The sequence below is a fragment of the Labrenzia sp. THAF191a genome, assembly GCF_009363335.1.
Lineage (GTDB): Bacteria > Pseudomonadota > Alphaproteobacteria > Rhizobiales > Stappiaceae > Roseibium > Roseibium algicola.
Window position 1 is genome coordinate 472,474 of the sequence record NZ_CP045335.1, and the last position, 13,327, is coordinate 485,800.

Here is a 13,327-nt window from a genome sequence, read left to right on the forward strand (position 1 = left end):
GCTACATACTTCACATCAACCGAGGAGGGAGTATGGGGCCGGAACCGACACGCCAGCGCCTATTGTTGAATGCGGAACGCCTGATGGCAGAAAAAGGCATTGCAGCCACTTCCGTACGCGAGATCACAGACGCCTCGGGGGCAAATGTTGCCTCGGTGAACTATTATTTCGGAAGTAAAAGCGACCTGCTTTTGGAACTTCTGAAGAGCCGCTTTCAGCAATTGGATGCCGAACTTCTGGCGCGCCTCGAAGCGGTGAAAAGCGAACGCAACGGCTCTCCTCCGGGTATCGAGGACCTCACCGGCGCTTATTTCGATGCTTTGGTCAATCTTGGCTTCAATGCGAAAACCGGACAGAGAGACCCGTTCATCTATCTGATCCAGCGGGCCTCTTCCGAACAGGAGAGCGTCCTGATCAATGCGCAGGATTACAGCGCGGCAGGTATATCCAAACTGTTTGACATGCTCGCCACGACGGTCCCAGAACTCGACAGGGACACCCTGCATCCGAAGATGCTGATCGGCCTGATGTTCACGACATCTGTCGACGCCATGGAAGCAATGGCTGCGGGCGAAGACAATGGCGCAATGGTAAATGCCGTCCGTGCGTTCCTCGTTGCCGGGGTCAAGGCCTACCTGTCGAGCCTTAAAAGATCAATTGACACCTGAGAACAGTTGAATTCCATGTCGGCATTTGGCATGACGAACCAGCCGAAGGCGCTTGGATCGATTGGTCCTGCCGCACATTCAATTTCAATACGCTCAGCCATTTCAGGGGAATAGCCAGGCGTCCACATCTGGAGACGCATCATGCGCAATTTCCACTGGGTGGCGCTCGCCTTTGCGGCTGCGCTCGGTACGCAGGCAAGCCTGGCCGACACGATTTCCATCGAAACGGCGAGCGGTCCGGCCGAGGTCCCGTCGCAACCGGCCAAGATCGCCGTTTTCGACATCGCGGCGATCGACACGCTCTCTGCCCTGGGTGTCGAGATCGCCGGTGCTCCGGCAAATCTCTACGTCGACTATCTTGAAGGTGTTGCCGAAGCGGCCGAGCCGGTCGGGACCCTGTTCGAACCGGATTTCGAGGCGATCAATGCGCTGCAGCCGGACCTGATCATTGCAGGCGGACGGTCTTCGTCCCAGGTTGAAGCCCTCTCCACCCTTGCCCCAACAATCGACATGACCATCTGGGGCGACGGCCTCCTGGACCAGGCACGTGCGCGACTGTTCGCCTACGGCACACTTTTCGGCAAGTCTGAAGAAGCCGGCAAGCTGGACCAGGATCTGGCGAACGCGATTGACGCCTTCAAGCAGCAAGGGGCAGCAGCGGGCAAGGCCCTGATCGTTTTGACCAACGGCCCCAAGATCAGTGTCTACGGGCCGGGTTCGCGCTTCGGCTGGTTACACACGGAACTCGGGATCGCCCCGGCTGTGGTTGAGATCGAGGACTCTACCCACGGCGAGGGGGTCTCCTTCGAGTTTATCCGTGACGTCAATCCTGACTGGCTGCTGGTCATCGACCGGGCGGCAGCCGTTGGCGCAGACGGTGCTTCTGCCCGGGAAACCCTGAACAACAAGCTGGTCGCGGAGACGACGGCCTGGAAAAATGGTCAGGTCGTCTATCTGGACGCCGCCAGGATCTACATTTCCGCCGGTGGTTATCAGTCCGTGCTTGGAACCCTGTCCGATCTGTCGGCAGCGTTTTCCAAGGCCAATTGATCGGTAGAAGGTTCCTTGCGCCTAAACGTCCGACGTTTCCCCTCCTCCGCGCAGATCTGGTTCTGCGCGGTGGTCGGCCTGCTGACAGCTCTCAGCCTGGCAAGTCTTGCCATCGGGGCTGCTGATCTCGGGATTGTGGAGCTGCTTCAGAGCAAGGAAGGTCTTGAACTCTTTCTGATCAGTCGTGTGCCACGAACTTGCGCGGCGATTCTGTCCGGCGCATCTCTGGCCGTGGCGGGTGTCATCATGCAAATGCTGGCACGGAACCGGTTTGTCGAACCGGCAACCGCGGGCACAGGTGAGTGCGCGGCCCTCGGACTTCTGATCGTGACGCTTCTGATGCCGTCAGGGTCGGTCTTCCTGAAGATGGCCATCTCATGCTGTGCTGCGTTCGGCGGCACGGCCATATTCTTGGCTCTTGTGCAGAAACTGCCGCCAGCCCAGCCCTTGCTGATGCCCTTGACCGGGATCATCTATGGCGGCGTCATTGCCGCCATCACCACGTTCATCGCCTACGAGAACGACCTGATCCAGTATCTCGGCATCTGGATGCACGGCGAATTTTCCGGCGTTCTTCAGGGCCGCTACGAGCTGCTCTGGGCCTCCGGCCTGGTCGCGCTCGCAGCCTATCTCTACGCCGACAGGTTCACCATCGCAGGCCTTGGCCGGGACGCAGCAATCGGCCTTGGGCTCAACTACCGCCATGTGCTGATTGTCGGCCTGGGCATCGTTGCCCTGATCACGTCCTTCACCGTGACTACGGTCGGCATGCTACCCTTTGTCGGCCTGGTCGTTCCCAACATCGTCAGCCGCTTTCATGGCGACAATGCCCGCAGAACCCTGCCGCTCGTCGCACTGACCGGCGGGACACTGGTGCTGGCCAGCGATGTGGCAGGCAGGCTGCTGCGCTATCCATACGAGATTCCGACCGCAACAGTCTTCGGCGCCATCGGCACCGGTGTCTTTCTCTGGCTGCTGTTTGCAAGGCCGGCGCATGCCCGATAGGAAACTCCTCCTCCTGGGCGCTTGTGCAGTGCTTGCGATCCTGGCCTATCTGACTTTGGGCGCGCGGGGCAACTGGGGCTTTGTCCTGTCGTTCCGGGGCACCAAACTGGCCGCGCTTGTGCTGGTGGCAGCTGCCGTCGCCCTGTCGACGGTTCTGTTTCAGACGCTCACCAGCAACCGTATCCTGACGCCCTCCATCATGGGGTTCGACGCGCTCTATCTCCTCGTCCAGACGGGCCTGGTTTTTGCGCTTGGCAGTTTCGGGTATGCCGCCCTGGCGCCGGAGACGAAGTTCGCTTTCGAAGTCATCCTGCTCACGGCCGCTGCGCTCGCCCTTTTCGGCACGCTACTCGGCAACGGTCTCCAGGATCTCTTCCGCGTGCTTCTTGTCGGGGTAATCTTCGGCGTGCTGTTCCGCAGCCTGACGAGCCTGCTGCAGCGCATGATCGACCCGAATGCCTTTGCCGTGGTGCAGGGTGCCATGTTCGCGAGCTTCAACCGTGTCGATACCGAACTGCTTGTGATCTCGGCCGGTCTCATCCTGTTGTGTTGCGTTCTGGCCTGGCGCAAGCGTCATGTCCTGGATGTCATGGCACTCGGCCGGGAGCAGGCGATCAGCCTGGGGCTCAACCACCGGCGTGAACTGTTCATCGGCCTGGCGCTCGTCACCGTGCTGGTCGCGACCTCGACCGCCCTTGTCGGACCCGTGGCATTTTTCGGCCTGCTGGTGAGCGCTCTGACCTATGAACTTCTGAAGACCCATCATCATGACAGCCTGCTGATCGCGTCGGTGCTGATTGCGGTCATCGTGCTGGTCGGCGGTCAGACCCTGTTCGAACGCGTGCTCGGCATGGGCGGCAGCCTCAGCATCGTGATCGAGTTTCTGGGGGGCCTCGTGTTCCTCTTCCTGATCCTGAGAAAGGTGCGGGCATGATCGAGATCGACAATGTCAGCTTCCACCATGGCCGCGCGCCGATCCTGAAAAATGTGTCCTTGAAAATCGCAAAAGGCGGTATCACGGCTCTGATCGGGCCCAATGGTGCCGGCAAATCCACACTCTTTGCGCTGATGGCACGCCTGCTGCCGCTGCAAACCGGACGCATCAGCTTCGACGACTTGGATGTCGTCCAAAGCCCGGCGATGAAGCTCGCCCGAAAACTGGCAATCCTGCGCCAGGATACCAGCGTCGCCTCCAGAATTTCCGTCAAGGAGATGGTCGGCTTCGGCCGCTTTCCGCATCACCTCGGACGGCCGGCGGAGATCGACCGCGAAAAGGTCGATGCGGCTCTTGAAATGTTCGATCTGACGGATCTTTCCAAACGCTTCATCGATGAACTATCCGGTGGCCAGCGCCAGCGGGTCCTGGTGGCGATGGCCTATGCCCAGGATACCGATTATCTGCTGCTCGACGAGCCGCTCAACAATCTGGACATGCATTACGCCAGGAACCTGATGCGGCAGCTTAGAAGCCTTGCCGATACACACGGCAAGACCATCGTCGTGGTCCTGCATGAAATCAACTATGCGTCGGCTTACGCGGACAGGATCATCGCCCTGAAGAACGGCGAAGTGGCCGCAATGGCCCCCACTGCCGACTTCATGCGGGAAGACACCCTCGCCGCTATCTACGACATGGATGTTCCGATCCGGGAACTGGACGGCAAGCTGGTGGCGCTTCACCATGCTTGAAAGCGCTATCTCCTGGCTCTGCCCCACAGACGGCGATTTCAAAAAAACTGGCGGCAGGATCGGTAGAAATCCGGCCGCCAGCACGATGTTCAAGGTGCCTTGGGGGCCCGAAATCAGAACTTGACTTGCGCCTTCAGCAGGAAGGAGCGCCCAGGTTCATAGAGCGGCGTCAGCACATCGGTGCCGTATTCAACTCCATAGGTCGAACGGGACGCATAAGCTTCATCGAAGATGTTGTTTGCCTCCAGCCGCAAGGTCAGGTGCGCTACCTGCTGTGGCTTGTACTCAGCAAAGGCATTGGCGACAAAATAGCCAGGCAAAGAGTTCTCACCTGCATCTTCCGTTCCATCGTAATCAAGAGCGGCATCGATGCTGGAGCCAACTGTGACACCGAAATCGGTGAAGGTGTGAACGACTTCCGCCGAGATAACCTGACCGATGGGGGCGCCAACATCGCTGGCGCTGTAGGAATCTACATAGTCGCCGTCGACCTTCAGATCGCTATTTGAGTAGGAAACCTTTACGAACCCGTCGTCCCAGGCGTAACCGGCTCCCAGCTTGAAGCCCTGAACCCTGAAATCAGTATTGTAGACGGTAGAGCTTGCGAATTCCCGGTAGTTCTCGAAGTCGGTCTGGTAAATGTCTCCGGACAGGGTAAAGCCGTTATGCGCGAACTTCACGCCCGCGATCAGGTTCTGGGAACGGACAGGCTTCAGGCCGTCATAGCTGGAGATGCTGTCGAAGATGTAGTTTTCTTCCAGATCAATACCGCCGAACACATTCGAGTATCCGGCGCTGAACGTGATCTGCTCGGTCAAATCGAAGGCAGCGAATGCATTACCGCTGAGGCCGAAGTTTTCCAGCTCGGTGCCATCGACACCTGTGAACCATTGCTGGTCGCCGCGGCCGCCGAAGGAAAGTCTTATCCTGTCTGTCGGCGACAGGCGCGCCTGCGCATAGAAACCAACATCACGTGCCTTTTCCTTGTACCCATCCGGGCTGTACAGGGCATCGGAGTATTCACTTTCCGAATTATAGAAGTCCACCCCGGCCGTGATCTTGTGGTCTTCGGAAAGATGGAAGGTGTTTTCCACCTTGCCCGACCACGTCCAGGCATTTCCGTCGCTCTCGATGTTGAGAAGACTGCCGGACCTCCTGTGATAGAAGTAGGGGATGTCGGTCGAGGACTCGCTGTAGCCGATCACCACTGCCGGATCGAACAGTCCCGTCCCATTCACATATTCATATCGTCCTGAGTAGGTCTGTTGAGTGATATCATAGAGGCGTGTCGCCGGTTCTGCTGACGGCAATCCGCCAAAGTTTGCCCGATACGGCCGCTGAGCGTCGTCCTGGACTTGCTGCGCACTGAATTCGAACCGGTGGCCTTCGCTGGACTCAAACGCTCCCTTGGCGAGATAGCTCAGGAAATCCGGTGCTGTCCCTTCCATTTCCTCGCCATTGCCGGCCGTGTAATTGTCACCATTCGCATTTTTGATATAGCCGAGTAGTTCCAACCCCTCATAGCGGACATAGCCTGCGCCGGCTTCGGTGAAAGCATTGCTGTTGGTATCATAGGAGAGCGAAGCATAGCCGCCGTAGAACCGCCCCTCCTCCAGAAGATCGCCGACATCAACCGTTTCGTAGACGATGGAGCCGCCAAGAGCACCCGGCCCGGCATCTGCCGGTGCCACGCCCGGGTCCACTCGAACAGACTTGAGCAATGTCGGATCTATGTAGTTGGTCGAATTGTGATGGAACACTCGATTGTTCTGAAGGACACCATCGACGGTTACCGCTAGATTGAGTTCATCTATGCTGTTCACATAGACCTTCTGGGTGGGACCCATGGCGCCACCGACCGAAATCGAAGCGTCCCCTGCAAAAACATCCTTCAGGTTCTGCGGGTTGGTAAGCTGAAGATCTTCCGCGGAGATGTAGATCGAATTTGCTCTGTCTGCCGCGCCCAGATGTTCGTCATTTTCTTCCGAAACACCTGGCGTCACCAGAATCGTCTGAAGCGTGGTCGCCTGCGCAGTTTCCGGAGAAGACGCAGGATCTTGTGCGCTTGCGCCCCCAGCCAAGAGCGTCGATTGTAAAACTGTGCCGGTAAAGAGCAGCGATAGACGCACGCGATCAAGCATGGCCGAATTCCCTTTTTCAGATTTTTAAGCAGCTGGTACCGGCTGAACAGCCGACTGTGGCTCGGCCGTTCCAGTGGCACGGCACGCCGCAACATATACATGAGAATAATACTCATGTAAAACAGTGTTTGAAATAATGTTTTGCACGTGCAGCCAGAGGCTTTCTCCAGAGCCAGGCTGTGTAGAAATGGCGCTCTTCTGCGGATCAGGCGAACGGGTCGCGCGCGTGTGCATGAAATCGCGACGCACTTTTCAATGCACCAAGGCCCGCCTGGTAGACGAGCCTTGGTGCATTTGACCCCATTCTATCCCGGTCGGTCAGTTCGGCGTGAACCGCATGGGCACTTCGATGTTCAACCACGCAAGACGCATGTCACTCGGGAAATTGGGCATGGGAGAAGCCCGGCGCACCATGTCCAGTGCTGCATTGTTCACTTTCAGGCCCGCGACCAGGTCTTCGGAAGGCCCGATCACGGAGACGCCGCCGCCCGCAGATGCCGCGATCGACACTTCATCTGGATCCTTCGCGAAAAACGCCGAGCCGTTGCCGTGCAGCGCCAGCGAAACGACAACGCCTGCCGCAAGGAAACGGGGGAACCTCACTTCGAGCCTCGTCTGGTAATCAGAACGATATCGCTGCGCCTGGCACCCTTGAGGTCCTTCAGAACCTTTTCCAGCGCATCGGCCTTCAGCGCTCCGTCGGCAGCGACCATGATGGGCCGCTTTCCTCGGCCGTCTCGTCCCGCTGCACCAGCCAGTCTGCAACCGAGATTTCGGTCTCCCCCGCAAAGCTCCAGCCCTCGGGATCGACGATCAGCGCACCGGTGGATCGGCAATGGCGCCGGTAAAGAAGGCCGCTGCGAGTGCTTCCATCTCGGGCTGTTCGGCTTCAATGCGGCTGTCGAACCAGCCAACAATCGCCGAGACCGGGATGGTGACCGCAAGACCGACCGCCGTCGTCAGCGGTGTGACCCAGATACCGCCGGCCAGCACGGAGGGATCGACCGCCGCTCCCGCGCCCTGTATCGCCTGGAAAGCTTCGATCATGTCGATCAGCGGCGCGGTCTGGGCGATCATATCAAGCGGGCAAAGATACGCCCGGAGCGTATTGATCCGCTGGATGCAGATACGCTCCACATCCTCCTTCAAAACGTCTGCCTGGGCTTTTCCGCGGCTGCTGCCCTGGATCGGCTTCAGCATGATGTCCGCAGCAATCGATTTGCCGCGCGCGGAGATTGCCTTGGCATCGTGCGGATGCCCGTCCAGCCAAACGGCAAGCGCCTTGCGGGCGTTGTTTAACCGGCCAACACCGAGAAATGTGAACTGCAGGACCTTGGCGGCGATCAAGGAAACATCGACAAGCGACAGGACCTCCCTGATCGACCAGTCCTGTCAGCGGCGAAAGGAAGTGCGGCAAGGCCGCGTGAATGTCTTCGGGCATAGCTCAAGCCAACTCGAAACAAGTCAAAGGATGAAGTCGATCTCGGACCGGGCGCTGATCTGCAGCTTGGGCAGACAATCTTCGGATGGGCTGCCCTCGATTTCGCAGGCCCGGACTTCGTTGAGCAAAACGCGCGAGATGCCGCTGCAGTCGCCCTTGGCAACGTCATACTGGCGCACCCGCGTCTTGCTGGCCGGCAGATCGCCGAAGTCGATCGCCGCGTAGCCGGACACGCCGTCGGACTTGTCGAACATCACCAGATCCAGCCCTAGCGCGTTGACAGGGCCGGCAAGTTCGTTGCGGATGACGAATGTCAGCCTGCAGGCATCGCCGACCGTCTCGGCGCCGTTCAACTGGATCGAAATCGTACCGGCTGGCTGCGCGCCAACGGCAGCCGCACCCAGGCAGGCCGAAACAAGAGCCAGAACCGGAACCAAAGATTTTTTCATCCTGCCGCTCTCCTGTTGGAGCATTCTCGCGGGCGTCAGTCCTGGCCGGGAGCTTCTGCCTCGCACCATGTGAGTTTCAGTTTTTCTTTCCAGGCGAACCGCTCGAGGTGATCGTCGATCACGAGTTTCATGCGAGCGATCTTCTGCTCTTCATCGGCTTCGCACCGGATGCTCAGGTGCACCGGGGAAGCCTCCATCCGGCAATGGCCGAATGGAAAGGACACCTCACCGGTCTCGGTGTCCCACTCGGCGGGAACCTTGTGTGCGAAGTGTTTGCAGAGTTGCTGGAGATATTTCGCGGCTGAGGCGGTCCTGGCCGTCGACGTGACGATAAACATTGCCCTGGCTATCCGTTCTTTACACCGAAATGGCGAGCCGGGGGAACCGGCTCGCACGAAAAAAGTTGAATTTTATATTCAGAATTTAGCCGTCGCCGTCAGGAAGAAGCTCCGGCCTGGCGAGTTGACCGGGGTCACCCGGCTTGTCGCGATGTAGCTACCCCGGCTGTAATAGGTCTCGTCGAAGACGTTGTTGACCTCGGCTCTCAAGGAAAAATCGGTTTCACCAAGCTTGGGCGCCCACTCGGCAAAGACGTTGACGACCTCATAGGCAGGGATAGGGTTTTCGAAGCCGTTGTCAGCAAGGTCTTCGTTCGAATATTCGAACGCGATTTCCGCATTTGCACCGAGGGTGAGATCCCACTGGGCAAATGTGTAGCCGGCACCCAGCGTCATGATGTCGCCAACCGGAACGGCGGCATTCACGTCGCCGAAGAGGGCAATTCGGTCGCCATATTCGACATCCGTGTGGGTATAGGCGGCGGAAACATAGGCCTTGGCCCAGTCGAAGCGGGCGCTCAGATCGAAGCCCCTGGAGGTCAGTTCGTCCCCGTTGATCCGCGAGAGGGTCGCGTAGTCATAGGCGATCGGATTCAACATCTGGACATAGAACAGATCCGCGCCGAGAGTTAGCCCGTTCCACCGGTAGGTCAGGCCGAGCTTGGCATTGTGCGCCGTCGTCGGATCGAGGTCGGCGGAATAGGTGTAGTCCTGGGCGTGATAGAGCGCTGCCTCGGCCTGCTCCAGGCCGCCGAACACATAGGAATAGCCGCCATTGACCGTCAGACCGGTGAGGATCTCGTAGCTGAGGTTGATGTTCGGCGACAGGCCGAAATTGTCGAAGGTCTGGTCGTCCACCGCATGGTAACTCTGGAAATCGGCCCGCAGACCTGCGGACACATCAAAACGCTCGACCGGCGTGACACGTGCCTGCAGATAGGCGCCGACATTGGTGATGTCTTCCGAAGCATCAGTCGTAAAGTGGAACCGCTCGATGTCGACTTGGTCATGGTAAAAATCGACGCCGGCCGTCAGTGTGCCCATGGCAAAGTGGAAGCGATTCTCGATGTGGCCGCCGATGGATTGCAGGTCGGAGTTGAAATCGCCGCTGGCCCTTGTGTAACCGGACTTGTTCGGCCGGTTCAATTTGTTGCGGTTGTAATAAAGCAGGACATCCGGATCGAACTGGCCTTCGGCACCTTCCAGCGAGTACCGGAAAGTTGTCGTGATGCGTTCGTAGAGATTGTCGTTGAAGGCAGTTCCGACAGCGCCCATGTTCGTGCGCAGGCGCCGATATCCGTCATCGCGATAATATTCGCCCGAGAGTTCGAACCGGTGTCCCTCCTGGCTCTGATAGGCCACCTTGCCGAGACCGGTCCACAGATCCGTTGCGGTACCAAGTTCTGTGAACCCCTCGCCGTCGTCGTAATCCTGGCCTTCTGCGCGGGTCAGGGTTCCAAGATATTCAAACCCTTGCGCCATACCGTAGGCGGCTGCGGTTCCGGTCAGCGTCATGGAATTGGTGTCGTAGCCGAAAGAGACAAGCGCACCGAGCTTCTGGCCTTCCTTAAGCATGTCGATAGCATCGACGGTCTCGAATGCAACGGTACCGCCAAGCGCACCGGGTCCACCGTCTGACGGCGCGACGCCCTCGTTGACCTCAACTGCCTTCAAAAAGCGCGGGTCGATGCCGAGATCACCATTGTGGTGCCAGACATTGTTCTTCTGCCTTGCGCCATCGACCGTCACGTTGAGTTTGGACTGATCGATACCGTGCACGTAGATTTTCTGCGAGGCAGGGCTGCCGCCGGCAGTAGTGACGGACGGCGTTTCCTGAAACAGCTGTTTCAGATCGACTGGCGCTTGCACTTCGATTTGCTCGCGGCTGATGTTGACGCTCTGCTCCAGCGTTTCGAATTTATCCGTGTCCTTGACGACGACGGTCTCGAGCTGCTGCAAATCCTCGGCCACGGCCTGTTCCGCCATCAAGGCAAGACTGCTGACAGACGCCGCAACGATAGCCCGCGTTGATACTCGACACTTCATATTACACCCCAACCACAGCCGTTTCACGGCACCACTAATCGTCCGCCACCCGGCATTAAACTTGACTTGAAAAGTCAGGTATTTGATAAGTGTCTTGCCGGGCTCAGACAATTCCGAATGCGTTTGCCAGTCACCCAAAGGCCTTTGCGATTGCTGCCTGCCCGCAATCCAGGTCTTTGACAGCCAGACAGACCAGCCTATCCGGGCAGTCTCCGGCTCAATTCTTTGCGAGAAACGTCACAGGTATGTTTGTTCCAACCGATCACCACCGGCACTATGTCACCAAGGACGACCTGATCCGTCAGCCGGAAGCCCGGCCTGTAAGGTGGCTCGGGCCGCGGCTGGAGACAAACGACCAGGTATTGCGCGGTGCCATTGATTTCGTGAAGATCGAACACGGCCTGTCCGTGCATTTTTCCAACGCGGAAGATCTGCATGACTTGAAGATTGAGTCCGATACCGAACCGCGCCTCAGCGTCTCGCTGTTTCTGGAAGGCGCGATTGAGGCTTATGTCGGACCGTTCCGTGTGCCGACGGCAACTTACAATGCTCAGTCAAGGCACTGGCAACCTGTGGCGACACTCTACTCTCAGATCCGGCCGGAAAAGTTTGTCCGGCAGGCGCGCCGCGGCGTTCGGCTTAAGAAGGTTATCATTTCGGTCTCTCACGCATGGCTGCAGTCGTATCTCGAACCGTCCGACAGCGACTATGTCAGTTTCCGGAATTTTACCGCAGAACACATGGCAAGTTTGAGCTGGCACCCGAGCAGTCACGCGATCAGTCTCGCCGAACAGATCATCGCCGCGCCGAGCCGATCGCCGTTCCAGCACCGGCTTTATATTGCTGGACGTGTCTACGGCCTTCTGGAAGAAGCCTTCCGACAGTTTTCGGAACACCGGCCGGATCAGGAAGCTACGGTCCAGGGCGGTGGCCAGGACCGGCAGCGCCTGCAAGCCGTGGAACATTTTCTCAGCGGCCAGAAAGGCCATTGGGTAACAGCCGAAGAACTCGCCCACCAAATCGGGATGAGCCAGAACTCCCTACAGCGACTGCTGTCGCGTAGCTATGGCTTGTCGACTTCCCGTTTCATCCGCCGGTTCATGCTGGAAAAAGCACGCGAAGCACTTGAACGGGACGCGGTCTCAATTGCGGAGGCGTCCCATCTTGCCGGCTATTCGTCACCGGCCAATTTTTCAACCGCGTTCAAGCGGGAATTCGGCCTTTCGCCAAAACAGGTGACATGACGTGCCAAGCGTTCGCGGAGTAAAAAATCCGGCAGCTTGCGCATACAGCTCGACAGGTATTGGGGAACGACTTGACGAACCAAAATCAACCGAACAATGACAAACGCACGCGTGTCACCATCAGGGAGGAAGGACTCTCCAGAGACGAGCAGAGCGTACTCTGCGCCGTCAGACTGATCTGCATGAATTATTCCAACCCTGCATGTTTCACATGGGAAAGCGCCCTGGAAACCTGCGAACGAGATTTCGGAGCCGAACGCGGTCCACAGATCGGAATGGTAGTGATGAAATGCATGCGCGCCCTGCGCATGACCCGGACCAGTGGCTTCAACTTCACCAATCTGGCCTGCCCCTGCTGTCGGGAGAAACTGTCCGATCACGAGCTCGCCTTCATGCGGCTGCTGACGGCCCAGCGAACTGGCAACGGGCTTTCCCGCCAGACGCACGCGCTTATCCTGTGCGAGGGAGCCGACGCGAGCCGATTGCTCGGTCACATGGAACAGTTGGCAATCCTGTTGGCTCAACATACCGAGGTGATCAGGCAAGTCCCAGTAAGGCCCCCAAAGCTTAAGTTCAGGTTTTCAAGCTAGAAAGTTTCAACCCCAGCCGCGCGGTCTCGGCTTGCCCGCCTCCGGATCTTGTCGCATGTGTTCGCAATCCTGGTCCAGCCAACTCTTGCGGTAAGTGCTTTGATAAGCAGGCCTGGCATCCAGCATGAAAGCCGACTTGCAATTGTATCGCCGGGCGACCTTCCGGAACATTTCAGTGTGCAGTCCTGTTGCTCACATGCCATGTGGGCGCCCACCCTGTCCAGCCAGCCATATCGGCTAGCTGCGCTACCTTTCGCTATTCGTAGCGGCTGCAAAAAGCAGCCATCAAACCGTCTGTTGGGAGCGCCAGTGCCTCTTGCGAGAACTCTTTCAACAAGGCCAAGGTCCTTCATTGGCGAGGGCTGTTGCGAAGCTTCGAAGTCGTCGAGTTTGCAACACTCGAATGGGTTGACTAATTCAAACAACGGCGCTCGCTGAAGCCTATAGGAAACACATCCTGGCTGAGTGAAGGAACAATATTACGCCATGCTGGATCAAACGGCTGCAGCCGAATAACGTAAACCAAACTGCCTCAGGCAAGGTTGGGGGCAATTTGGTATTTGCATGGCCTGCCGAAGCACTTGGACTTTAGCCGGATTGATGCCATGGTCCGCCCCACCAGACTGGACCACTCTGGTGAGGCAGATCATCCGGTATTCCGGGACT

At 58.2% G+C, this 13,327-nt stretch carries 13 protein-coding genes; 6 read left to right on the top strand and 7 right to left on the bottom strand.

Annotation, left to right across the window (positions count from 1 at the left end; genetic code table 11):
- Positions 1 to 32: 32 nt before the first annotated feature.
- From FIV05_RS30580 to FIV05_RS30600, 5 genes are all read left to right on the top strand, one after another.
- Positions 33 to 668: a TetR/AcrR family transcriptional regulator gene (locus FIV05_RS30580; RefSeq protein ID WP_152512251.1), complete on the top strand. Its 636-nt coding sequence runs from the start codon at positions 33 to 35 to the stop codon at positions 666 to 668.
- Positions 669 to 809: 141 nt separating this feature from the next.
- Positions 810 to 1,718, top strand: coding sequence for a siderophore ABC transporter substrate-binding protein (locus tag FIV05_RS30585; RefSeq protein WP_152512250.1), 909 nt, complete (start codon positions 810 to 812; stop codon positions 1,716 to 1,718).
- Positions 1,719 to 1,733: 15 nt separating this feature from the next.
- The gene (locus FIV05_RS30590) at positions 1,734 to 2,723 is read left to right on the top strand and encodes an iron chelate uptake ABC transporter family permease subunit (RefSeq protein WP_286202344.1); all 990 of its coding nucleotides are present in this window, start codon (positions 1,734 to 1,736) and stop codon (positions 2,721 to 2,723) included.
- Positions 2,713 to 3,657 carry an iron chelate uptake ABC transporter family permease subunit gene (locus tag FIV05_RS30595; RefSeq protein WP_152512249.1) on the top strand — a complete coding sequence of 315 codons (945 nt, stop codon included), beginning with the start codon at positions 2,713 to 2,715 and terminating at the stop codon, positions 3,655 to 3,657. The genes FIV05_RS30590 and FIV05_RS30595 overlap by 11 nt, the downstream gene beginning before the upstream one ends.
- Entirely contained in the window at positions 3,654 to 4,412 is a 759-nt protein-coding gene (locus tag FIV05_RS30600; RefSeq protein ID WP_152512248.1) for an ATP-binding cassette domain-containing protein, read from the top strand. The genes FIV05_RS30595 and FIV05_RS30600 overlap by 4 nt, the downstream gene beginning before the upstream one ends.
- A gap of 113 nt (positions 4,413 to 4,525) precedes the next feature.
- Here FIV05_RS30600 and FIV05_RS30605 read toward each other — a convergent pair whose 3' ends face one another.
- The 6 genes from FIV05_RS30605 to FIV05_RS30630 all read right to left on the bottom strand — a co-directional run bounded on the left by FIV05_RS30605 (position 4,526) and on the right by FIV05_RS30630 (position 10,827).
- The gene (locus FIV05_RS30605; protein WP_152512247.1) at positions 4,526 to 6,553 is read right to left on the bottom strand and encodes a TonB-dependent receptor; all 2,028 of its coding nucleotides are present in this window, start codon (positions 6,551 to 6,553) and stop codon (positions 4,526 to 4,528) included.
- A 318-nt stretch (positions 6,554 to 6,871) separates the two neighbouring features.
- The gene (locus FIV05_RS30610) at positions 6,872 to 7,156 is read right to left on the bottom strand and encodes a hypothetical protein (protein ID WP_152512246.1); all 285 of its coding nucleotides are present in this window, start codon (positions 7,154 to 7,156) and stop codon (positions 6,872 to 6,874) included.
- Between the two features lie 210 nt (positions 7,157 to 7,366).
- Entirely contained in the window at positions 7,367 to 7,900 is a 534-nt protein-coding gene (locus FIV05_RS30615; protein WP_286202343.1) for a MotA/TolQ/ExbB proton channel family protein, read from the bottom strand.
- A 117-nt stretch (positions 7,901 to 8,017) separates the two neighbouring features.
- The gene (locus tag FIV05_RS30620) at positions 8,018 to 8,443 is read right to left on the bottom strand and encodes a hypothetical protein (RefSeq protein ID WP_152512245.1); all 426 of its coding nucleotides are present in this window, start codon (positions 8,441 to 8,443) and stop codon (positions 8,018 to 8,020) included.
- 35 nt (positions 8,444 to 8,478) lie between these two features.
- Positions 8,479 to 8,781 carry a DUF2218 domain-containing protein gene (locus FIV05_RS30625; RefSeq protein WP_152512244.1) on the bottom strand — a complete coding sequence of 101 codons (303 nt, stop codon included), beginning with the start codon at positions 8,779 to 8,781 and terminating at the stop codon, positions 8,479 to 8,481.
- Between the two features lie 78 nt (positions 8,782 to 8,859).
- Complete coding sequence (locus FIV05_RS30630) at positions 8,860 to 10,827, bottom strand: TonB-dependent receptor (RefSeq protein WP_152512243.1); 1,968 nt, start codon at positions 10,825 to 10,827, stop codon at positions 8,860 to 8,862.
- A 245-nt stretch (positions 10,828 to 11,072) separates the two neighbouring features.
- Between FIV05_RS30630 and FIV05_RS30635 the strand changes: the two genes are divergently transcribed.
- On the top strand, positions 11,073 to 12,071 hold the full coding sequence (locus tag FIV05_RS30635; protein ID WP_152512242.1) for a helix-turn-helix transcriptional regulator: 999 nt from the start codon (positions 11,073 to 11,075) through the stop codon (positions 12,069 to 12,071).
- Here the strand turns inward: FIV05_RS30635 and FIV05_RS30640 are convergent.
- Entirely contained in the window at positions 11,999 to 12,616 is a 618-nt protein-coding gene (locus FIV05_RS30640) for a hypothetical protein (RefSeq protein WP_152512241.1), read from the bottom strand. The genes FIV05_RS30635 and FIV05_RS30640 overlap by 73 nt on opposite strands.
- Positions 12,617 to 13,327: the final 711 nt, after the last annotated feature.